Source organism: Serratia sp. CMO1, from assembly GCF_015689115.1.
Classification (GTDB): domain Bacteria; phylum Pseudomonadota; class Gammaproteobacteria; order Enterobacterales; family Enterobacteriaceae; genus Serratia; species Serratia marcescens.
In genome coordinates, this window is record NZ_CP065032.1 from 3,718,678 (window position 1) to 3,740,918 (window position 22,241).

The 22,241-nt window shown below is 63.1% G+C and carries 15 protein-coding genes; all 15 read right to left on the bottom strand.

Annotated elements, in window-relative coordinates; translation table 11 throughout:
* Positions 1-24: 24 nt before the first annotated feature.
* The 15 genes from IT763_RS17760 to purL all read right to left on the bottom strand — a co-directional run bounded on the left by IT763_RS17760 (position 25) and on the right by purL (position 22,081).
* The gene (locus IT763_RS17760) at positions 25-1,209 is read right to left on the bottom strand and encodes a cytochrome c (RefSeq protein ID WP_049299984.1); all 1,185 of its coding nucleotides are present in this window, start codon (positions 1,207-1,209) and stop codon (positions 25-27) included.
* Positions 1,206-3,116 (bottom strand): FAD/NAD(P)-binding protein, encoded by a 1,911-nt coding sequence (locus tag IT763_RS17765; protein ID WP_079450442.1) that lies wholly within the window; start codon positions 3,114-3,116, stop codon positions 1,206-1,208. Before IT763_RS17765 ends, IT763_RS17760 begins: the two co-directional genes overlap by 4 nt.
* Before the next feature lie 85 nt (positions 3,117-3,201).
* Positions 3,202-4,626 carry an aminobutyraldehyde dehydrogenase gene (gene patD / locus IT763_RS17770; RefSeq protein WP_016929773.1) on the bottom strand — a complete coding sequence of 475 codons (1,425 nt, stop codon included), beginning with the start codon at positions 4,624-4,626 and terminating at the stop codon, positions 3,202-3,204.
* A 35-nt stretch (positions 4,627-4,661) separates the two neighbouring features.
* On the bottom strand, positions 4,662-5,468 hold the full coding sequence (locus IT763_RS17775) for an ABC transporter permease (RefSeq protein ID WP_016929774.1): 807 nt from the start codon (positions 5,466-5,468) through the stop codon (positions 4,662-4,664).
* Positions 5,458-6,402, bottom strand: a complete 945-nt coding sequence (locus IT763_RS17780) for an ABC transporter permease (protein ID WP_016929775.1) — start codon at positions 6,400-6,402, stop codon at positions 5,458-5,460. Before IT763_RS17780 ends, IT763_RS17775 begins: the two co-directional genes overlap by 11 nt.
* A gap of 1 nt (position 6,403) precedes the next feature.
* A complete protein-coding gene (locus IT763_RS17785; RefSeq protein ID WP_016929776.1) occupies positions 6,404-7,432 on the bottom strand; it encodes an ABC transporter ATP-binding protein in 1,029 nt (342 codons plus the stop codon).
* A gap of 53 nt (positions 7,433-7,485) precedes the next feature.
* On the bottom strand, positions 7,486-8,640 hold the full coding sequence (ydcS, locus tag IT763_RS17790; protein ID WP_033639608.1) for a putative ABC transporter substrate-binding protein YdcS: 1,155 nt from the start codon (positions 8,638-8,640) through the stop codon (positions 7,486-7,488).
* Positions 8,641-8,713: 73 nt separating this feature from the next.
* Positions 8,714-10,177 (bottom strand): gamma-aminobutyraldehyde dehydrogenase, encoded by a 1,464-nt coding sequence (locus IT763_RS17795; RefSeq protein WP_048795790.1) that lies wholly within the window; start codon positions 10,175-10,177, stop codon positions 8,714-8,716.
* Between the two features lie 115 nt (positions 10,178-10,292).
* Entirely contained in the window at positions 10,293-11,216 is a 924-nt protein-coding gene (locus IT763_RS17800; protein ID WP_015378793.1) for a LysR substrate-binding domain-containing protein, read from the bottom strand.
* A 334-nt stretch (positions 11,217-11,550) separates the two neighbouring features.
* On the bottom strand, positions 11,551-11,889 hold the full coding sequence (glnB, locus tag IT763_RS17805; RefSeq protein ID WP_004847623.1) for a nitrogen regulatory protein P-II: 339 nt from the start codon (positions 11,887-11,889) through the stop codon (positions 11,551-11,553).
* Between the two features lie 11 nt (positions 11,890-11,900).
* Positions 11,901-13,523, bottom strand: coding sequence for an NAD+ synthase (locus IT763_RS17810; protein WP_206194893.1), 1,623 nt, complete (start codon positions 13,521-13,523; stop codon positions 11,901-11,903).
* 130 nt (positions 13,524-13,653) lie between these two features.
* Entirely contained in the window at positions 13,654-14,994 is a 1,341-nt protein-coding gene (glrR, locus tag IT763_RS17815) for a two-component system response regulator GlrR (RefSeq protein ID WP_004941361.1), read from the bottom strand.
* A complete protein-coding gene (gene qseG / locus IT763_RS17820) occupies positions 14,991-15,863 on the bottom strand; it encodes a two-component system QseEF-associated lipoprotein QseG (protein WP_016929780.1) in 873 nt (290 codons plus the stop codon). The genes glrR and qseG overlap by 4 nt, the downstream gene beginning before the upstream one ends.
* Positions 15,864-15,866: 3 nt before the next feature.
* The gene (locus IT763_RS17825) at positions 15,867-17,303 is read right to left on the bottom strand and encodes a HAMP domain-containing sensor histidine kinase (protein WP_004941357.1); all 1,437 of its coding nucleotides are present in this window, start codon (positions 17,301-17,303) and stop codon (positions 15,867-15,869) included.
* Positions 17,304-18,190: 887 nt separating this feature from the next.
* Positions 18,191-22,081 (bottom strand): phosphoribosylformylglycinamidine synthase, encoded by a 3,891-nt coding sequence (purL, locus tag IT763_RS17830; protein ID WP_206194894.1) that lies wholly within the window; start codon positions 22,079-22,081, stop codon positions 18,191-18,193.
* Positions 22,082-22,241: the final 160 nt, after the last annotated feature.

The window sequence follows — 22,241 nt, forward strand, 5'->3', positions numbered from 1 at the left end:
CGGCCGTCAGACCGCGCTCCCTCTTCATTTCGCCTGCAGTTGGCGCGCGTCCTGGACCTGCTGTACCGTCACCGGCGCCGCCTGGTTGCCCCAGCTTCCCCGCAGATAGCTCATCAGATCCGCCGCTTGACGATCGTTCAACGCCCAGCCGTAAGCCGGCATGTCGAACGCCATCGCCCGTTGCGTGATCGGCGTATGCGCCCCTTCCAGCACCACCCGCAGCGCGGTCAGCGGATTGTCCGCCGTTACCGTGGCGTTGCCCGCCAGCGCCGGAATGGCGAAGTCGGTGCCTTCACCTTTATTGCCGTGGCAGGTCGAGCAGTACATCGCATAGGTCGCCTTGCCGCCCGAATTATCCGCCTGCACGACAGGCGCAGCGGCTTTGGCGGCGGTGTCCGGCGCCAGGCTGCGCAGGTACACCGCGATGGCGTTCAGATCGCCGTCGCTGAGGTACTGCGTGCTGTGGGTCACCACATCGCTCATCGGCCCGGCGACCGCCGCATGGCGGCTGCGGCCGGTCTTCAGCAGCGCCGTCACCTCTTCCGGCGGCAGCCCGCGCAGATTGGAGGCGTACCAGCCGTCCAGCTCGGCGCCGCTCAGGAACACCGGCTCCTTGCCGTCCAGCCCCTTCTCCTGCATCGCCCAGCCGCGCGGCGTATGGCAGCTGCCGCAGTGGCCCGCGCCCTGCACCAGATAAGCGCCGCGGTTCCACTCGGCGCTTTGCTGCGGATCCGCCTGATACGGCTGGTCGTCGTGGAACAGCTGATTCCACACCGCCAGCGGCCAGCGCATCGACAGCGGCCAGCTGATGTCGCTGTCCCGGTTGGCGACGTTCTGCGCCGGCACCTCATTCATCAGATAGTCATACAGCGCGCGCATGTCTTCCGCGCTCATTTTGGCGTACGAGGTGTACGGCATCGCCGGGTAGAGCCGGTGGCCGTCTTTGGCCACCCCCTGACGCATGGCGCGATCGAACTCTTCGAACGAATAGGCGCCGATGCCGTGCAGCTTGTCCGGCGTGATGTTGGTGGCGTAGATAGCCCCGAGCGGCGTCGGAAACTTCATGCCACCCGCCAATTCTGCGCCGCCCGGCGCGGTATGGCAGGCGGTGCAGTCACCGGCTTTGGCGACGTATTCCCCGGCCGACATCGCCTGGGCAGAACCGCCGGCGGCCAGCAGGCTCAACAGGTACAGCGAGCGCAGATTCATGCTCCCTCCTTGGCGGCAATCTTGCCGTAGGCCAGTTCATTCACCGCACGCCACGCCTGATCGATCGCCGAGTTGGCGTACGGGCTCCAGTCGGCATCGGAGTTGGCGATAGCGATCTTGCCGATCGGCTGCCGCGCCGTTTCGATGATTTTCTTGGCTTCGTCTTCGTCATCAAACAGCCCGTTAAGGAAGTAGGAGTAACCGTGTGACCAGCGGTTGACAGTGATCGCCTGAATGTCGCGCTGATGATCGAAACCGGCCTCGCCCAGCATGCCCTGCAGCTGTTGGCGGATCATCTGTTCGTGCACTTCGAACGGCGTGCCCAGCAGCAGCGCGCGCCCTTTGCGCGACTGTTCGCGCGTGCTGAGGCCGCTGCCCGGCAGCGTCGGCACATACACCATATGCAAGCCGATCGGCCGATCCGGATCGCGCGGGTGCTGATAGCCGCCCATGCTCACCGGATAATCCAGCTTCACGCGGCTGTACGGCGCGGCCGGCGAATAGACCTCGTGCACGCCCAGCTTGATGAACGGCTGCCAGTTGCGGATCACCACCTTGCTGTACACCAGGGGCGCCTTGACGTTCTGCTTCAGCGCCTCCTGCTGCTCGTGCGCCATCTCCGGCACCAGATACGGGATCATCATGTTGTAGCCGGCCATCACCACCTGTCCGGCGCGCACTTTGGTCATCTTCTCGCCGGTCATGTAGGTGACTTCCACCTTGTCGCCGACGTTGGCCGCGTGCAGCCCGGTGCTGTTCAAACGCAGCTTCACCGGCGATTCCGGCCGATCGAGCTGGCTGTAGTCGAATTTAGCCAGCACCACGTCGTTCATGTCCTTGCCGGCCGGCGCCACCGCCGGGATCAGTTGGCGCACCATCAGGCGCGCCAGCGTGGCGTTGCCGTCCGGGAAGTGGAACACGTAAGGATCGTCGAGATCTGCCTGCGACTCTTCGTCCAGCGGCGGCAGATTCATGCCGTTCAGGCCCGGCAGATCGCAAATGCGCGCATCGCTGCACGACGTGCCGTCGATGCCCACCGCCTGGAAATCGTTGGTGGTCTGCTGGAAATAACGGATCGCCAGTTCGCTCAGGCCCACCTTCTCGCGCAGGAACTGGGTGTAGCTGTGGCTGTCGAGCCAGTCGACCTTCTGCTCCAGCGTCATCTCCGGCAGATAGTCTTTCTCCACCGTGTGCAGCGCGATCAGCGCCTGGCGATCGCTTTCCGGCAGCGGGAAATCGCCGATGAACGCTTCATAAGAGCGGCCGTTGAGGCGATCGCGCGGAATGTCGTCCGCCACCGTGCGGCCCGGATCGCCGCTCACCACCTTGTCGACGCCGAAGTTCTTGCGATCGAAGTAAACCCCGCGGCTCAAATTCAAATCCGGGTAGAAGGTGGTGTCGAAAGCCTGCTCCAGTTGGTCGATATCGACGCCGAGCTTGCGCAGCAGCCCCATCGCCACCGGGCTGAAGTTGGAGCGCGGCGACTGCAGCGATTCGCTGCCGCCGTAGCCGAGCAGCATGCCGTCGTCGCTGTTGAACTCGTTGCGCTTGGCGTGGCCGCCGAAGTCGTCGTGGTTGTCGATCAAAAGAATGCGCTGCTGCTCGCCTTTCAGCTGCTGCCAGAAACAGGCGGCCGCCAGCCCGCTGATGCCGGCGCCCACCACCACCAGATCGAACTCTTCAACGGCGGGCACGCTGCCGAAATCAAAGGTTTTGCCGTCGCGCCCCAGCTGGTGCGCATGCTCGAACGAGCCCGGATGATTGCCCCGCAGCCCGGTCAGCGCCGGCGGATAGTACAGGGTTTGATTGGCGGTTTGCGGCGACGCGCGCAAGATTTGCAGCGGCGTCAACCCGGCGGCGATGGTGATCGCCACTCCGTTGAGAAAATCGCGTCTGGTGATACCCATATAGGCTTCCTTTCAATTTTTATTATCATCAGCCGGCCGGAGCCGGCTCGAAGGCCGCGCTATTGTGCGGATAATTACTGTAAAATCAATGTTTGAACATGACATGACGAATGGCCGTGTAATCCTCCAGCCCGTACATCGACATATCCTTGCCGTAGCCGGACAATTTCTGGCCGCCGTGCGGCATTTCGCTCACCAGCATGAAGTGGGTGTTCACCCAGGTGCAGCCGTATTGCAGGCGGGCGCTTAAGCGATGCGCGCGGCCCACGTCGCGGGTCCACACGGACGACGCCAGGCCGTAGTTGGATTCGTTCGCCCAGGCCAGCACCTGCTCTTCGTCGTCGAACGGCGTCACCGTCACCACCGGGCCGAACACTTCGCGCTGCACGATCTCATCGTCCTGGCGCGCACCGGCCAGCAGCGTCGGCTGGAAATAGTAGCCCGGCCCCTTCAGCTTCTCGCCGCCGGTCACCACCTGCACGTGCGGCAACGCTTTGGCTCGCTCGACAAAACCGGCCACCCGCTCCAGATGCTGGGCGGTAATCAACGGCCCCAGCTCGGTGCTCTCGTCGTCCGGCGCGCCGATCTTCAGGCTGGCCACCGCCTCGCCCAGCCGCTTGACCAGCTCGGGATAAATGTTTTTCTGCGCGTAGATGCGGCAGGCGGCGGTGCAATCCTGCCCGGCGTTGTAGAAACCGAAGCCGCGAATGCCGTCCACCACCTGCTGCAGATCGGCATCGTCAAACACCAGCACCGGCGCCTTGCCGCCCAGCTCCATATGGGTGCGCTTAATGCCGGCGGCGGTGTGGGCGATGATGTGCTCGCCGGTGGCGATCGAGCCGGTCAGCGACACCATGCGCACCTTGTCATGCCCGGTCAGCCGATCGCCCACGCTGGCGCCGCGCCCGAACAGTACGTTGAGCACGCCCGGCGGGAACAGCCCGGCGGCCAGTTCGGCCAGTTTGAAGGTGGTCAGCGGCGTCTGCTCCGACGGCTTGATCACCACGCAGTTGCCCGCCGCCAGCGCCGGCGCCAGCTTCCAGGCCGCCATCATCAGCGGGTAGTTCCACGGCGCGATCGAGGCCACCACGCCGAGCGGATCGCGGCGGATCATCGAGGTATGCCCGGCCAGATACTCGCCGGCGGCCATGCCGGTCAGGCAGCGGCTGGCCCCGGCGAAGAAGCGAAACACGTCGGCCACCGCCGGCAGTTCGTCATTCAATACGCAGTGATAAGGCTTGCCGCAGTTGAGCGACTCCAGCCTGGCGAAGGTCTCGGCATGCTCGTCGATCAGATCCGCCAGCTTGAGCAGATGCTCGGCGCGCTCCTTCGGCGTGGTTTGCCCCCAGGCGGCGAACGCGGCGTCCGCCGCCAGCACCGCGCGATCGACCTGCTCCGGGCTGGCCTCCGCCACCTGCGCGATCACTTCGCCGGTCGCCGGGTTATACACCGGCTGGGTCGCGCCCTGGCCATTCACCAGTTGGCCGTCAATCAACAGTTGGCTTTGCATAGGGTTATCCTTTTGTCAGAGGTCGGGTAAGGAAATTATTTGCCGCTGCCGGCGACGCTTTCCCCACCTTTGGTCAGGTAGTAAGCGCCGAGGATCGGCAGCATGGTCAACAGCATCACCGACAGCGCCACCACGTTGGTGATCGGCACGTCGCGCGGGCGACCAAGCTGGTTCAGCAGCCACAGCGGCAGCGTGCGCTCGTGGCCGGCGGTAAAGGTGGTCACGATGATTTCATCGAACGACAGCGCAAACGCCAGCATGCCGCCGGCCAGCAGCGCCGAGCCGAGGTTCGGCAAGATCACGTAACGGAAGGTTTGCCAGCCGTCGGCGCCGAGATCCATCGAAGCCTCGATCAGGCTGTATGAGGTGCGGCGGAATCGGGCGATGACGTTGTTGAACACGATCACCACGCAGAACGTCGCATGGCCGACGACGATGGTCAGGATGCCCGGCTCGATGTTCAGCGCCTTGAACGCCGCCAGCAGCGCCAGGCCGGTGACGATCCCCGGCAGCGCGATCGGCAGCAGCAGCAACAGCGAAATGCTGTCTTTGCCGAAGAAATCGCGCCGATACAGCGCCGCCGCCGCCAGGGTGCCGAGCACCAGCGCGATGGCGGTCGCCAGGCAGGCTATCTGCGCCGACAGTAGCACCGCATCGATAATGTCCTGCCGCCCGGCGGCGACATTGAACCAGTGCAGCGTGAAGCCCTTCGGCGGGAAGCTGAAGGCCGCGTCCTCGGTGTTGAAGGCGTAGATGGCGATGATCGCCAACGGGAAATGCAGGAAGACAAGTCCGCCCCAGGCGGCCAGCTTCAGCCCTAAGGGCGCGCGTTCAGAGTGCATCGAAAGCCCCCAGACGTTTGACGATGGAAAGATAGATGGCGATCAGGACGATCGGCACCAACGTAAAGGCCGCGGCCATCGGCATATTGCCGATCGCGCCCTGCTGGGCGTACACCATGCTGCCGATGAAATAGCCCGGCGGCCCCACCAGCTGCGGCACGATAAAGTCGCCCAGCGTCAGCGAGAAGGTGAAGATCGATCCGGCGGCGATGCCCGGCACCGCCAGCGGCAAAATGACGTGGCGGAAGGTCTGCGCCGGCCGGGCGCCCAGATCCGCCGAAGCGTGCAGCAGCGAGGGCGGCAGGCGCTCCAGCGCCGCCTGGATCGGCAGGATCATGAACGGCAGCCAGATATAGACGAACACCAGAAAACGCCCCAGCCCCGAGGTCGACAGCGTGTTGCCACCGACGCCGGGCACCGTCAGCAGCGACGCCAACAGCGGCTCCAGCCCCAGGTGCTGCAGGAACCACTGCGCCACGCCATCTTTCGCCAGCAGCAAAGTCCAGGCATAGGCTTTGACGATATAGCTGGCCCACATCGGCATCATCACGGCGATGTAAAAGAACGCCTTGACGCGGCCGCTGGTGTAACGCGCCATGTAATAGGCGATCGGGAACGCCAGCGCCGCGCTGGCCAGCGACACCAGCACCGCCATGGTCAGCGTGCGCAGGATGATGTCGTAGTTGGCCGGGTTGAACAGCGCCGCCAGGTTGGCGAAGGTCAGATCCGGCGTCACCGCCATGGTGAAATCGTCGAAGGTGTAAAACCCTTGCCACAGCAGCGTCAGCAGCGAACCGAGGTACACCGCGCCGAACCACAGCAGCGGCGGCACCAGCAGTAACAGCAGATACAGCGTCGGCCGGCGATAGAGCCAGGTCGACAGCGCGCGCACGGTACCGCCGCGCGCCGGGGGGGAATCGATGCTCATGTCCATCTCACCTCTCCTCCAGCAGCGGCACCATCGCCGCGCGCGGCCAGCAGGCGACGATCGGCTGGCCGATCTGCCGCTGTTGCCCATCGGCGATCCACTGCGGATTGGCCTGGCTGACCAGCAGCTTTTCGCCGCCGTTCAGCGCGATTTCATAGCGCGTGGCCGCGCCCTGGTAATGGATTTCCTGCAGCGTGCCCTGCACCTGGATCTCGTCCTGCGCCGCGCCGCCTTGCTCCAGCAGGCGGATATGTTCCGGCCGGATCGAGAAGGTTCGGCTTTCGCCGAGCAGGCGCTGCGCCAGCTCGCTGCGCACCACGTTGGAGGTGCCGACGAACTCGGCGACGAACGGCGTCTTCGGCCGCATGTAAAGCTCGCGCGGCGTATCCACCTGTTCGATGCGGCCGTTATTGAACACAGCCACCCGATCGGACATCGACAGCGCTTCGCTTTGATCGTGGGTGACGAAGATAAAGGTGATGCCCAACTGGCGCTGCAGCTTCTTCAGCTCGCCCTGCATCTGCTCGCGCAGCTTGAGATCCAGCGCGCCGAGCGGTTCGTCCAGCAGCAGCACCCGCGGCCGATTGACCAGCGCGCGCGCCAGCGCCACGCGCTGCCGCTGGCCGCCAGACAGGTGCGCCGGCTTGCGTTCGGCGACGAAACCGAGCGCCACGCTCTCCAGCGCCTCTTGCGCCCGCGCCAGCCGCTCGCGTTTGGCGACGCCCTTCACCATCAGGCCGTAGGCGACGTTTTCCAGCACCGACATGTGCGGAAACAGCGCGTAATCCTGAAACACGGTGTTCACGTCGCGCTGGTACGGCGGCAGGTTGGCGGCTTCCTGGCCGTGGATGCGAATCGAGCCGGAAGTGAGCTGTTCAAAGCCGGCGATCAGGCGCAGGCAGGTGGTTTTGCCCGAGCCGGACGGCCCGAGCATGGAGAAGAATTCCCCGTCCTGAATGTCGATGGATACCCGATCCACGGCGCGAACATCGCCGAAAGTCCGCGAAACATCGATGAATTGCACGGCAATGGTCATTTTCTGTGCTCCATTCTGATGTAATTCGGGCGCAGCGGGCTGCGCCCCGCGGCTTAGCGGCCGCCCATGATGGCGATGTAATCCTGGGTCCAGCGGCTGTATGGCACAAACTTGCCGCCCTGCGCCTGCGGCGTTTTCCAGAAGGCGATTTTATCGAACTGGTTAAAGCCGTTGGTTTCGCAGCCCTTCTCACCCAGCAGCGCGCTGGCCTTACAGCCCGCCGGCGAAGCCGGCACCGACCCGAACCAGGCCGCCACATCACCCTGCACCTTCGGCTCCAGCGACCAGTTCATCCACTGGTAGGCGCAGCTCGGGTGTTTGGCGTCGCTGTGCAACATGGTGGTATCCGCCCAGCCGGTCACGCCCTCTTTCGGGAACACAGTGGCGATCGGCTGCCCCTCGCCCTTCAGGGCGTTGGCCTGATACGGCCAGGCGCTGGAGGCCACCACGCCTTCGTTTTTAAAGTCGCTCATCTGCACCGAGGTGTCGTGCCAGTAGCGGTGGATCAGCGCGTGCTGGCTGCGCAGCAGCTTCAGCGCCGCCTGATACTGCTCTTCGTTGAGCTGATAAGGATCGCTGATGCCGAGCTGCGGCTGGGTGGCCTTCAGGAACAACGCCGCGTCGGCGATGTAGATCGGGCCGTCATAAGCCTGCACCCGGCCCTGGTTGCTCTTGCCGTCCGGCAGGTTCTGCTGCTGGAAGATCACCGCCCAGCTGTCCGGCGGCGTCGGGAAGGTTTTGGTGTTGTACATCAGCAGGTTCGGCCCCCACTGGTACGGCGTGCCGTAGGTTTTGCCGTCCACGGTGTACCAGGCGCCGTTCAGCAGGCGCGGATCGATGTTCTTCCAGTTCGGGATCAGCGCGGTGTTGATCGGCTGCACCCGTTTGCCGAAGATCAGGCGCAGCGAGGCGTCGCCGGAGGCGGTCACCAGATCGTAGCCGCCCTTGGCCATCAGGCTGACCATTTCATCGGAGGTGGCGGCGGTCTTCACGTTCACCGCACAGCCGGTTTGCTTCTCAAACTGGGTGACCCAGTCGTAGTTTTTGTCGGACTGGCCGCGTTCGATGTAGCCGGGCCAGGCGATGATGTCCAGCCGGCCTTCGCCTTTGCCCAACGACTGCGGCAGATCGGCCGCCTGGGCCAGGCCGCACAGCACGGTGAGACAGAGCGCGGAGACGGTGGTGGTGACTGCGGTAGTTTTTCCCATCGTAATTACCCCTGGGTTGCTTATCGGTGTGCGGCAGGGAACGGCTGCCGCCTGATTTTTCTTGATATAACCGTTAGAAGCCGGCTTTGAACTTCGCCATTACGTGCCTGACAACGCTGTAATCCTGCAGCGAATCGCTGGACAGATCCTTGCCGTAGCCGGAGCGTTTCAGGCCGCCGTGCGGCATTTCGCTCGCCAAGGTGAAATGAGTGTTGATCCAGGTGCTGCCGTACTGCAGATGGGCGGCAATGTGCAGCGCCCGATCGATATTTTGCGTCCACACCGACGAGGCCAGCCCGTATTCCGAGTCATTGGCCCACGCGACCGCCTGCTCCAGGTGTTCGAAGCGCGTGACGCTGACCACCGGGCCGAACACCTCGCGCTGCACGATCTCGTCGCTTTGCAGGCAACCCGCCAGCAAGGTCGGCTGGTAGTAGAACCCCGGCCCGGAGTGCGCCGCGGCACCGGTGATCAATTCGATATGCGGTTGGCTGAGCGCCCGCTCGACAAAGCTGGCGACGCGATCGCGCTGGCGGCTGCTGATCAAGGGGCCGATCTCGTTGTCCTGATCGCGCTTGCGGGCGAAACGCAGGCTGGCGACCGCTTCGCCCAGCGCGTCCACCAGTTTGGGATAGATGCCCGCCTGCGCGTAGATGCGGCAGGCGGCGGTGCAGTCCTGGCCGGCGTTGTAATAGCCGTAGGTGCGAATGCCGTTGACCACCTCGTCGAGATCGGCGTCGTCGCAAACGATCACCGGCGCCTTGCCCCCCAGCTCCAGATGGGTGCGCTTGACGCTTTTAGCCGCCGCCTGGAGGATTTTTTGCCCGGTGACGATATCGCCGGTGACCGACACCAGCCGCACCTGCGGGTGCCCCACCAGCTGGCTGCCGACCCCTTCACCGCCGCCATAGACGATGTTCAGCACGCCCGGCGGCAGGATCTCTTGCAGCGCAGGCACCAACGCCAGAATGGTCAGCGGCGTATGTTCGGAGGGTTTAAACACCACGGTATTGCCCGCCGCCAACGCCGGCGCGATCTTCCACGCCGCCATCATCAGCGGATAGTTCCAGGGGGCGATCGAGGCCACCACGCCAATGGGATCGCGGCGGATCATCGAGGTGTGGCCCGGCACATACTCACCGGCCAGTTGCCCTTGCTGCGTGCGCACCGCGCCGGCAAAGAAGCGGAACACGTCGACCGCCGCCGGCAGATCGTCATTGAGCGCCTGATGCAGCGGTTTGCCGCAGTTGAGGGCCTCCAGCTGCGCCAGCTGCGGCGCCTGCCGCTCAATGGCGTCGGCGATACGCAGCAACAGCGTGGCGCGCTGGGCCGGCGTAGTGCGCGACCAATGGCCAAACGCCTGCTGCGCGGCTTTCACCGCGCTGCCGACCTGTGCCGCAGAGGCTTCGGTCAGGGCGATCAGCGTCTCGCCGTTGGCCGGATTGACGATGCACTCCTGCTGGCCTTCGCCGTCGATAAGCTGACCGTTAATGAACTGCTGACAGGACAAACCTGAGAGAACCTGCACATCCGCCATCGCCTGACGCCCCTAAGTGACAAAAACGTTAACCAAATGTGAATAAGTTAGTTTTAATCAGCCTAAGCGAGCCTCTGGCGGGCAACAAATTCTAAATACTGAACGACGCGTTCGATTAAATCGAATGCTTAAGCCCGGCGGCATGTTTGCTGCCGTTCTCGCGCGCGATGGTGAGGAACGGCGTCACCAGCTCCGGCCGCGCGCTGCCGCGCCGCCATGCCAACCCGATATCCAGCGGCTCCAGCAGATCGTCCAGCTTGCGCGCCTCGATCATGTTGCCCTCCAGCGACCAGGCGCGGTACGCCATATCCGGCTGGATGGAGACTCCCATCCCCGCCGCCACCAGGCTGCGCACCGCCTCGGTCGAGGCGGTCTTCATGGCGATCTCCGGCTTCAGCCCGGCGCGCGCCCAGATGCGCCGCGCGTGCACGTCCATTTCATCGGCGTTGAGCTGGATCAGCGGCTGTTTGGCCACGTCCGCCAGGCTGATGCTCTCGTGCTCTAGCAGCGGGTGCAGCGGCGGCAGCCACAGGCGATACGGCGAGTGCATCAGCACCTCGGTCTGCAGCGCGTCGCGGTCCTCGATGTTCGACAAGATCAGCACGCCGATGTCGATCTCGCCGCTGACCAGCAGATGCTCGATGTACGGGCGTTCGTCTTCAACCACCTGCACGGTGACATTGGGATAAGCCGATTTAAAGCGCGTGAGCAGTTCCACCAGGAAGTAACCGGCCACCAGGCTGGTGACGCCGATAGTCAGCTTGCCGGTCAGGCTTTCGGTGCCGATCTGCAGGCTGCGCTTGGCGTTGTCCACCGTCGCCAGGATCAGATACGACTGGCGCAAAAACTGGTGCCCCTGATGGGTCAGCGTCATGCCCTTGGCGTGGCGATCGAACAGCCGCACGCCGATCTCGGTTTCCAGCTGCTGGATCGCCAGCGTCAGCGAAGACTGGGAGACAAACACCGCCTGGGCGCCGGCGGAGATCGACCCGGTTTCCGCCACGGCGATGAAGTGGCGGATTTGGCGTAACGTCATCATCCCCATCGCCTTTCAAGCCGCTGCGTTGTTGTCTGCGTGCGCTTACCCCAGTCACTTACTTGAGTAAGCTCCTGGGGATGCACGCCCTTGCCGCCTAGCCGCAACTTGAAATTCATTGGGGATCACCTTAATCAAAATAGTTACGTTGATTGTAGATCTCGCGAGAGAAGCGATCGGGAAAAGTGTCAAAAACGCGATAGCGTTCGCTTTTTTAGAATGCCCGCAGGCAAAAATGGGGGAAACGGCGAGGCGAAGAAGTGTGATGTACGGGGAGCAGAAATGACAAGGGCGCAGCATGCTGCGCCCTCCTGATGGCCGATGAACCTGCGGAGGATCAGATCGCTTCTTCGTCCTGCTCGCCGGTACGGATACGCACCACGCGCGCCACGTCGAAGACGAAGATTTTGCCGTCGCCGATCTTGCCGGTCTGCGCCGTCTGCATGATGGTTTCCACGCAGGTGTCGACGATGTCGTCGGCAACCACAATCTCGATCTTCACCTTAGGCAGAAAGTCGACCATGTATTCGGCGCCGCGGTACAGCTCGGTGTGGCCCTTCTGGCGGCCGAAGCCTTTCACTTCGGTGACCGTCATGCCGGTGATGCCCACTTCGGCCAGCGCTTCGCGGACGTCATCCAGTTTGAACGGCTTGATAATCGCGTCGATCTTTTTCATCTTCTTTCCTTTTACCAATTTTTGCGGCCAAAACCGGATGTGATGGGGTAGCGGCGGTCTTTGCCGAAGTTACGGGCGGTGATGCGCGGCCCGACGGCGGCCTGACGCCGCTTGTATTCGTTGATGTCCACCAGGCGGATCACCTTGCGCACGATCGCTTCGTCGAACCCTTCGGCCACCAGATCGGCGACCGACTTGTCGCGCTCGACGTAGCCTTCCAGGATCGCATCCAGGATATCGTACGGCGGCAGGCTGTCCTGATCGACCTGATCCGGCGCCAGCTCGGCGGACGGCGGGCGATCGATCACCCGCTGCGGGATCACGTAGGAGACGGTGTTACGGTATTCAGACAGCTTGAACACCAGCGTTTTCGGCACGTCCTTCAGCACGTCGAAACCGCCGGCCATATCGCCGTACAGCGTGGCGTAACCGACCGCCATTTCGCTCTTGTTGCCGGTGGTCAGCACGATGCTGCGGCGCTTGTTGGACAGCGCCATCAGCACCACCCCGCGGCAACGCGCCTGCAGGTTCTCTTCGGTGGTGTCGCGCTCGGTGCCGGCGAACATCGGCGACAGCAGGCCCATAAAGGCGTCGAACATCGGTTCGATGGAGACGATATCGAACTCCACGCCGAGGATTTCCGCCTCTTCCTTGGCGTCGGCGATGCTGATATCCGCGGTGTAGCGGAATGGCATCATCAGCGCCTGCACCTTGTCTTTGCCCAACGCATCCACGGCGATCGCCAGCGTCAGCGCCGAGTCGATGCCGCCGGACAGCCCCAGCACCGCGCCTTTAAAGCCGTTTTTGGTCACGTAGTCGCGCACCGCCAGCACCAGCGCCTGATACACCTGCGCCAGCTGCGGCAGTTCGGCGGCCGGATCGGCCATCGGCACCACATCCAGCTCGTTGAATTCCAGGCGGGTCACCTGCTCGTCGAAAGCCGCCAGACGGTGGGTCATGGTGCCGGCGGCGTCGAAGACCTTGGAGCAGCCGTCGAAGATCAGCTCATCCTGGCCGCCGACCTGGTTGAGGTACACCAGCGGCAGCTGGGTGCGCTGGCAGTGGCCGGCCATCAGCGTTTTGCGGATATACGGTTTTTCGCGGTTATACGGCGAGGCGTTGATCGACAGGATAATCTCCGCGCCGGCCGCCTTGGCGGCGTCGATCGGCTCAGGGAACCACAGATCTTCGCAAATCAGCAGCCCCAGACGGTAGCCTTTCAGCGCCACCACGCAGGTGTCGTTGCCGGCGTGGAAATAGCTCTTCTCATCGAACACGCCGTAGTTCGGCAGCTGCTGCTTGAAGTAGCGGGTCAGCAGGCGGCCTTCGGCGAACAGCGACAGCGCGTTATACAGCTTGTCGCCTTCGCGCCACGGGTGGCCGACCAGGATCGCCGTCTCGGCGGAAGCCTGCTGCAAGCGCAGCAGCTGCGCATCACAGCGCTCATAGAAATCATTGCGATACAGCAGATCTTCCGGCGGGTAGCCGGACAGCGCCAGTTCGCTGAACATGACCAGATCGGCTCCCGCCTTCTGCTGCTCCTGCACGATTTGCAACATGCGTTCGGTGTTGCCTTCAATGTCGCCGACCAGCAGGTTCAGCTGGGCCAGGGCGATGGAAAGTGATCTGCTCATTTGTGTACGATCCCGCTTAATACGTTCCATGGTGCTCTACGCCGGGGCGCGCCGCGGCAAAGAGAACGGAGTGTAAATCATTCCGCCGGATTTGTTGAGAACCTGCGTGGCAGGCGCCGGCGGGAAACTGTCATTCTTTAAAATCGTTGGCGTCCAGCTCGTGGCGCGACAGCAATTTGTAAAACTCGGTGCGGTTGCGGCCCGCCATGCGCGCGGCCTGGGTCACGTTGCCCTTGGTGATCTGCAGCAGCTTGCGCAGGTAATGCAACTCGAACTGGTTGCGCGCTTCGGCGAAAGTCGGCAGTGCGGTGTTTTCCCCTTCCAGCGCCTGCTCCACCAACGCTTCGCTAATCACCGGCGCCGAGGTCAGCGCCACGCACTGCTCGATGACGTTGACCAGCTGACGCACGTTGCCCGGCCAACTGGCGGTCATCAGCCGCTTCATGGCGTCGGTCGAGAAGCTGCGCACGAACGGCTTGTGCCGCTGCGCCGCTTCGCGCAACAGGTGATTGGCCAGCAGCGGGATATCTTCGGCGCGCTCGTTGAGCGCCGGGATCTTCAGGTTCACCACGTTGAGGCGGTAGTAGAGATCCTCGCGAAACTCGTTCTTCGCCATCGCCTTTTGCAGATCGCGGTGGGTGGCGGAGATGATGCGCACGTCAATGTCCAGATCGCGATTGCTGCCGAGCGGCCGCACCTTGCGTTCCTGCAGCACGCGCAGCAGCTTCACCTGCAGCGACAGCGGCATATCGCCGATCTCGTCGAGGAACAGCGTGCCGCCCGCCGCCGCCTGGAACAGCCCTTCGCGGCTGCTGACCGCGCCGGTGAAGGCGCCCTTGGCGTGGCCGAACAGTTCGGACTCCAGCAGTTGCTCCGGCAGCGCGCCGCAGTTGATGGCGATGAACGCCTTACTGGCGCGCGGGCTGGCCGCGTGGATCGCCTGCGCCACCACCTCTTTACCGGTGCCGCTCTGGCCGTTGATCAACACGCTGACGTCTGACTGGGCCACCATTTTCACCTGCTCCAGCAGGCGCAGCATCAACGGGCTGCGGGTAACGATGTCTTCCCGCCAGGCATCGTCGCCGGCCGGGCTGGCCGACAGCGCGAGCGCCTCGTCGATGGCCTTGTACAGCGCATCGCGATCCACCGGTTTGGTGAGAAAGCTGAACACCCCCTGCTGGGTGGCGGCCACCGCATCGGGAATCGAACCGTGCGCGGTGAGAATGATCACCGGCATGCCCGGCTGATGTTTTTGGATCTCGGCGAACAGCGCCATGCCGTCCATCTCATCCATGCGCAGATCGCTGATCACCAGATCGATCTGTTCGCGCGCCAGCAGGCGCAGCGCTTCCTGGCCGCTTTCGGCGGTGGTGACGTGAAAACCTTCGCTGGTCAGGCGCATGCCCAGCAGCTTCAGCAGGCTGGGATCGTCGTCAACCAATAACAGGTTGGCCGGTTTGCGTGCGGTCATTGCGCGTGGGACTCCTTATTGGCGGGGTGCGGCGTATAGGTGTCTTCCGGTTCAACCGGCAGCGCAGTGCCCTTTTCCGGTTCGTCCTGCGGCTCAGCCCCTTTGGCGGCCGCGCCGTTTTTACCGGCGGCGTCGCCCTTTTGCGAGCCCGCGCCGCTGTCCGGTATTTCCCCTTGCAACTGCTTGCGCGATGAGAGCTGGCGCTCGATGTCGGTCAGGTTTTCCAGCTTGCGCGAGGTGTCCTGCAGCTGCGATTGCAAGCGCGCCTGGCTCTGGCGCAGCGAATCGATCTGGCTGTCGCTGCTCTCCTGCAGATGCTGATAACGCGCTTTCTCATCGAACAGCGTGATCTGCAGCATCTGCTGCTGGCGCCACAGCTGCGTCAGTGGACGCAGCGAGCCTGGGAACTCCATCCGGTAACTGTTGATCCTGTCGATCATCTGGCGGCGTTCGCCGGAGGTCGGCTGTGCGCTCCCCAGCAGGATGCTCTGTTTGAAAACGCCGGACCAGCTGTCGCCAGGCACCGTTTTCGCCAGCGCGCGCGCCTGGGTTGAGCCGATGCGATCGGCGCAGTCCATCGCGCGCAGCCAGTAGAGCGCGTTATCCAGCGCATCCTTGTCGTCCAACTGCCACAGGGTATCGCAAGCCGCGGTGCGGTAATCGATCACCTTGGTATCCGGGATCGCCTCTTGCTGCTGAGCGCTCAGGCCGCCGCTGACGGCGCGATCGACGCAGCCCGCCAGCAACAGCGGCATAAAGAAAACGGCGCCCAACCAGCTGATCGGGCGTTTGCCGAGCGGCGCTCTGTGCGTGGCACGCGGTGAACGTTCGGTCTGTGAAAGACGAAGGCGCTTAGACCATGTGTACATTATTTATTCATTCTCGGCGGTTAACGGCAGTTCAATGCGGAAGCAGACGTCTGCACCGGCGACCGTCGCCAGTTGCAGCTCACCGCGCATGCGACGGATACAGTCCTGAGCGATGCTCAACCCCAGTCCGCTTCCTTTTACCGCCCCTTTTCGCTGGTGACTACCCTGGAAAAAAGGCTCGAAAATCATGGCTCTTTCAGCCTCGGGGATCGGCGTGCCGGTATTGGCGACGTCGATTTGCACCCGTTGTCCAACCTGACGGCTGCGGATCCAAATGTTACCGGATTCCTTGCCGTAGTGCACCGCATTGGAGTAGAGATTATCCAGCACGCGCATTAATAGCGTAGGCTCTGCCCAGCAGATTTCCGCCTCCAGCGCGATTTCGGTGGAAATCATCTTCGCCCGCGCCGGCAAACTGTGCGCGGCGACCACCAAATCGACCATCTCGCGCAGCTCGACGTTCTCGTGTTCCGCCGGGCCATCGGCCAGTTTGCGGTTGTAATCCAGCAGCTGTTCAATCAGCTGCTGCAGGTGGCGACTGCTGTTGTCGAGGATCGCCACCACCTCTTTCTGATCGGAAGTCAGCGGCCCCGCCACCTCGTCGGCCAGCAGCTCGGTGCCTTCGCGCATGCTGGCCAGCGGCGTTTTCAACTCGTGCGAGATATGGCGCAAGAATTCGTGGCGCTGCGATTCCAGCCACGCCAACCGCTCGCTCAGCCAAATGATGCGCTGCGCCAGCGAACGCAGCTCGCGCGGCCCTTTGAACGATGCGGTGCTGCCCAGCGCACGCCCCTCCCCCAGGCGGTTGATCATCCGTTCCACGGCCTTGACCGGCCCGATGATCATGCGGGTAAACAGCACCACCAGCAGCACGCTGACCAGGAACAACAGCAGCGCCTGCCAGCCGAAGAACTGGCCGCGCTCGGCGATGGCTTGCTGCAGCTGCTGGCCGCGCGAGAACACCACCGCACGCGTGGCCTGCACCATTTCGGCGTTGGAACGGGAGAACGATTCGAGCAAGGCCGAAGCCTCTTGGTCCGGCCCGCTGTTATGGCATTTGATCGCCGCCAGCTGGGTCAGCAACTGACGCAGCGTTTGGTAGTAGCGCTCGTCCGGCAGAATCGGCGCATGGGCGTCCAGCATCTGCGAATACTGTTTGCGCTGGTTCTGGTACAGCTTCTGCAGCGTAGGATCGACCAGCACGCAGTACTGACGATAGCTGCGCTCCATCTCCAGCGCCACGCTGGTCATCGCCTCGCTGCGCCGCGCGTCCACCAGCGTGGTGCGGTTAATGTCCGCCGCCTGCGCGCTGAGGTGATCCAGGCTCTGGTAGGCTTGATAGGCCAGCACCAACAGCGGCAGCAGCACCAACAGGAAGGCCAGCAGCACCAATTGCCGCAGCGAACGGGGGAATAAACGCCATTTTTTCAACGAAATCATCTCATTCTCTCAGCTCTGTCACGATGCTAACTGACTCGCCGGAAAGAGAAAAGCCCGGCAGGGGAGAATCCTGAACGCACAAGGAAAAAGCGGCAGAATCGGCGAACCGCGCCCATAGGCCTGGCCTGCCGACGGCATGCGGCCCCGGTAACATCAACCGGTGCGAAAACGAGCGTGTGGGGATAGCGTCTGCGTTCGAGGACATAGGCAACGAAAGGGGCATAAGCGCAGCGTTGAGAATTGACATCGGGGCAAGAAACTTGCCCCAACGCAAGGAAAGTGTGGATGCCCTTAAACCTCGTCCCCAGGGTGATGTAGCACAGCGGCTGGCATCGAACAGGACGAATAGCATCCGTAAGTATCCAGGATTGATGAACCCTTCATCACAGTTGGATACAGGCGGTGCCTCACTCCACGTGTCGCCCGATGCTTGATAAAGCCGCTTGCACGGTCTGTTATCGGTTTGGTTGGACGATAGGCACCATTTCTTTGGCATCATTCGGAGGCTTATGAGGCGATTTGCCGTCTAATTACGGCGCCGTCATAAAAAGGTGAATGAGCAGCCGCCGAGAATAATGCACGTAGCGTGCCAATTTTGCAATAAAAATCATAACACATTGATTTTGTTTGAAAATAAAACAAAACAAGCAAATTCCCTCGTCCATTACGCGGTGATGAATGATGAAAAAAACGCCGTGCTGTCGCCAAATGCAGACAACTAAAGTCAAACCTGATTACCGCCAATAAAATCAAACAGTTAAATGTCTCCATTTAGCGACACAAAAAATAGCGCCTGTCGCAAAATGCAGACACTGCCGCCAGACGGCGAACGCCGGCCATAAAAAAGGGCGCAATTGCTTGCGCCCTCTGTACGGTGGTGGCCGTTTTTAACCCAGTTGCTTACGGGCGTTGCGGAACATGCGCATCCACGGGCTGTCCTCGCCCCACTCTTCCGGGTGCCAGGAGTTGCTGACGGTGCGGAACACGCGTTCCGGGTGCGGCATCATCACCGTGGCGCGCCCGTTGGCGCTGGTCACGGCGGTAATGCCGTTCGGCGAACCGTTCGGGTTAGCCGGGTAAGCCTCCGTGACCTGACCGGCGTTGTTGACGAAACGCAGCGCCACCAGGCCATGGCTTTCCAGCGCCGCCAGATGCGCCGCATCGCGCACTTCGACGTGCCCTTCACCGTGGGAAACGGCGATCGGCATGCGCGAACCGGTCATACCTTGCATGAACAGCGACGGGCTGGCCGCCACTTCCACCAGGCTGAAGCGCGCCTCGAAGCGATCCGACAGGTTACGCACGAAGCGCGGCCAGTGTTCGGCGCCCGGGATCAGCTCGCGCAGGTTGGACATCATCTGGCAACCGTTGCATACGCCCAGCGCCAGCGTCTGCGGACGGTGGAAGAACGCTTCAAACTCGTCGCGCACCCGCTCGTTGAACAGGATAGATTTCGCCCAGCCTTCGCCGGCGCCCAGAACGTCGCCGTAAGAGAAGCCGCCGCAGGCCACCAGCGTGTGGAAGTCCTGCAGATCGCGGCGCCCGGTCAGCAGATCGCTCATGTGCACGTCCACGGCGTCAAAGCCGGCGCGGTGGAACGCCGCCGCCATTTCAACGTGGGAGTTCACCCCCTGCTCGCGCAGCACCGCCACTTTCGGGCGAGCGCCCTTGGCGATGTACGGCGCGGCGATGTCTTCCTGCGGCGCAAAGGTCAGTTTCACGTTCAGGCCGGGATCTTGTTCATCCTGCTTGGCCTGATGTTCCTGATCGGCGCACGCCGGGTTGTCGCGCAGACGCTGCATCTGCCAGGTGGTTTCCGCCCACCAGGTGCGCAGCGTATTGCGGCTTTCGCTGTACAGCGCCTTGCCGTGTTGGTTGATGACGAAACGATCGCCGGCCTGCGCGCTGCCGATGTGATGCACGTTGTCGGTCAGCCCGTGCTGCGCGAACGCCCGCTTCACGTCGTCAAGACGTTCGGCGCTCACCTGGATCACCGCGCCCAACTCTTCGTTGAACAGCACCGCCAGCGCATCGTCGCCGAGGCCATCGAGGTTAACCTCTACGCCGCAGTGACCGGCGAAGGCCATCTCCGCCAGCGTCACCAGCAGGCCGCCGTCGGCGCGATCGTGGTAAGCCAGCAGGGCGCGATCGGCCACCAACTGCTGCATGGCGTTGAAGAAGCCCGCCAGCTGCGCGACGTTGCGCACGTCGGCCGGTTTATCGCCCAGTTGGCGATAAACCTGCGCCAGCGCGGTGGCGCCCAGCGCGTTATGCCCGTTGCCCAGGTCGATCAACAGCAGCGCGCTGTCGCCCTTATCGGTGCGCAATTGCGGCGTCACGGTATGGCGCACGTCTTCCACACGGGCGAAGGCGGTGATGACCAGCGACAGCGGCGAGGTCATTTCACGTTGCTCATTGCCTTCCTGCCAGCGGGTTTTCATCGACATGGAGTCTTTACCCACCGGAATGGTGATGCCCAGCGCCGGGCACAGTTCTTCACCCACCGCTTTTACCGCCTCGTACAGGCCGGCGTCTTCACCCGGATGGCCTGCGGCGGCCATCCAGTTGGCGGACAGCTTCACGCGCTTCAGGCTGCCGATTTCCGTGGCGGCCAGGTTGGTCAGCGCTTCCCCGACCGCCAGGCGGCCGGAAGCGGCGAAGTCCAGCAGCGCCACCGGCGCGCGTTCGCCGAGCGACATCGCCTCGCCGTAATAACTGTCCAGGCTGGCGGTGGTGACCGCGCAGTCGGCCACCGGGATCTGCCACGGGCCGACCATTTGGTCGCGCGCCACCATGCCGGTGACGGTGCGGTCGCCGATGGTGATCAGGAAGGTTTTCTCCGCGACGGCCGGCAGATGCAGCACGCGCTTCACCGCGTCGGCCAGCGTGATGTTCTCACGCTGCACCGCCTGGCCCTGCGCCTGCAGACGGGTCACGTCGCGGGTCATCTTCGGCGTTTTGCCGAGCAGCACGTCCAGCGGCATGTCGATCGGTTGGTTGTCGAAGTGGCGGTCGTTCAGCGTCAGGTGCTGTTCTTCGGTCGCTTCGCCGATCACCGCGTAAGGCGCGCGCTCGCGGCGGCAGATCTCATCGAACTGCGCCATCTGCGCCGGGGCGATCGCCATCACGTAACGTTCCTGCGATTCGTTGCACCACACTTCCAGCGGGCTCATGCCCGGCTCGTCGTTGAGGATGTCGCGCAGCTCGAAGCGGCCGCCGCGGCCGCCGTCGCTCACCAGTTCCGGCATGGCGTTGGACAGGCCGCCGGCGCCGACGTCATGGATAAACAGGATCGGGTTCTGGTCGCCCAGCTGCCAGCAGCGGTCGATCACTTCCTGACAGCGGCGTTCCATTTCCGGGTTGTCGCGCTGCACCGACGCGAAGTCCAGATCGGCATCGGACTGGCCTGACGCCATCGATGACGCCGCGCCGCCGCCCAGGCCGATATTCATCGCCGGGCCGCCCAGCACCACCAGCTTGGCGCCGACGGTGATTTCCCCTTTCTGGACGTGATCGGCGCGGATGTTGCCGATGCCGCCCGCCAGCATGATCGGTTTGTGGTAGCCGCGCAGCTCGACGCCGTTATGGCTGTTGACGCGCTCTTCATAGGTGCGGAAGTAGCCCAGCAGCGCCGGACGGCCGAATTCGTTGTTGAACGCCGCGCCGCCCAGCGGGCCTTCGGTCATGATATCCAGCGCGGTGACGATGCGTTCCGGTTTGCCGAAGTCCTGCTCCCACGGCTGTTCAAAGCCGGGAATACGCAGGTTGGACACCGAGAAGCCCACCAGGCCGGCCTTCGGCTTGGCGCCGCGGCCGGTGGCGCCCTCGTCGCGGATCTCGCCGCCGGAGCCGGTCGCGGCGCCCGGCCACGGCGAGATCGCCGTCGGGTGGTTGTGAGTTTCCACCTTCATCAGGATGTGCGCGTCTTCCTGATGGTAATCGTACGTGCCGTTGTCCGGCGCGGCGAAGAAGCGGCCGACCTGCGAGCCTTCCATCACGGCGGCGTTGTCTTTATACGCCGACAGCACGTAGTCCGGCGTCTGCTCATAGGTGTTCTTGATCATTTTGAACAGCGATTTAGGCTGCTGTTCGCCGTCGATGATCCAGTCGGCGTTGAAAATCTTGTGGCGGCAATGCTCGGAGTTGGCCTGCGCGAACATATAGAGTTCGATATCCGTCGGGTTGCGCCCCAAACCGGTAAAGGCATTCAGCAGGTAGTCGATCTCGTCCTGCGCCAGCGCCAGGCCGAGCCGGACGTTGGCCTGCTCCAGCGCAGCGCGCCCTGCGCCCAGCACGTCGACCGACTGATACGGCGCCGGCCGATGGTGCGCGAACAGCTGTTCGGCCTGTTGCAGCTCGCTGAAGACGGTTTCCATCATGCGATCGTGCAACAGCGCGGCGAGTTGGCGCCATTGGGTTTCCGTCAGCTCGGGCGCCTTGACGTAGAACGCCAGGCCGCGCTCCAACCGCAGCACCTGCTGCAAACCGCAGTTGTGGGCGATGTCGGTGGCTTTGGAAGACCAGGGAGAAATGGTGCCCGGGCGCGGCGTAACCAGCAGCAGCCGGCCTTCGGGAGCGTGTTCGGCGAGAGAAGGACCGTACTTGAGCAGACGCTGAAGCTTGGCGTGTTCTTCGGCACTTAGCGGTGCGCTGACATCGGCAAAGTGGACGTACTCGGCGTAGATATCACTGACGGGCAGGTGAGCGTCCTGGCAGCGGGACAGCAGTTTGGTAATGCGAAAAGCCGATAAAGCGGGCGAACCACGCAGAATTTCCATAATCAAAGTTCTCTCGTCTTCGAAGCGACGGATAAGACGCTTCATTGGGCGCAACAGGGGAAAACGCGCGTCATTATAGAGAATCCTCGCCGCCGACGAAACCGTTTGCGTAGGGATTATTGATAAAAGCATGCCGCACCGTCGAATTGTCATAACGTGT

Excerpts from the sequence above, each read along its gene's own strand:
- qseG (WP_016929780.1), bottom strand. The coding sequence starts at position 15,863 with ATGTACACATGGTCTAAGCGCCTTCGTCTTTCACAGACCGAACGTTCA.
- patD (WP_016929773.1), bottom strand. The coding sequence starts at position 4,626 with ATGCAAAGCCAACTGTTGATTGACGGCCAACTGGTGAATGGCCAGGGC.
- glrR (WP_004941361.1), bottom strand. The coding sequence starts at position 14,994 with ATGACCGCACGCAAACCGGCCAACCTGTTATTGGTTGACGACGATCCC.
- glnB (WP_004847623.1), bottom strand. The coding sequence starts at position 11,889 with ATGAAAAAGATCGACGCGATTATCAAGCCGTTCAAACTGGATGACGTC.
- IT763_RS17800 (WP_015378793.1), bottom strand. The coding sequence starts at position 11,216 with ATGATGACGTTACGCCAAATCCGCCACTTCATCGCCGTGGCGGAAACC.
- IT763_RS17760 (WP_049299984.1), bottom strand. The coding sequence starts at position 1,209 with ATGAATCTGCGCTCGCTGTACCTGTTGAGCCTGCTGGCCGCCGGCGGT.
- IT763_RS17810 (WP_206194893.1), bottom strand. The coding sequence starts at position 13,523 with ATGAGCAGATCACTTTCCATCGCCCTGGCCCAGCTGAACCTGCTGGTC.
- IT763_RS17775 (WP_016929774.1), bottom strand. The coding sequence starts at position 5,468 with ATGCACTCTGAACGCGCGCCCTTAGGGCTGAAGCTGGCCGCCTGGGGC.
- purL (WP_206194894.1), bottom strand. The coding sequence starts at position 22,081 with ATGGAAATTCTGCGTGGTTCGCCCGCTTTATCGGCTTTTCGCATTACC.
- IT763_RS17785 (WP_016929776.1), bottom strand. The coding sequence starts at position 7,432 with ATGACCATTGCCGTGCAATTCATCGATGTTTCGCGGACTTTCGGCGAT.
- IT763_RS17780 (WP_016929775.1), bottom strand. The coding sequence starts at position 6,402 with ATGGACATGAGCATCGATTCCCCCCCGGCGCGCGGCGGTACCGTGCGC.
- IT763_RS17765 (WP_079450442.1), bottom strand. The coding sequence starts at position 3,116 with ATGGGTATCACCAGACGCGATTTTCTCAACGGAGTGGCGATCACCATC.
- IT763_RS17825 (WP_004941357.1), bottom strand. The coding sequence starts at position 17,303 with ATGATTTCGTTGAAAAAATGGCGTTTATTCCCCCGTTCGCTGCGGCAA.
- IT763_RS17795 (WP_048795790.1), bottom strand. The coding sequence starts at position 10,177 with ATGGCGGATGTGCAGGTTCTCTCAGGTTTGTCCTGTCAGCAGTTCATT.
- ydcS (WP_033639608.1), bottom strand. The coding sequence starts at position 8,640 with ATGGGAAAAACTACCGCAGTCACCACCACCGTCTCCGCGCTCTGTCTC.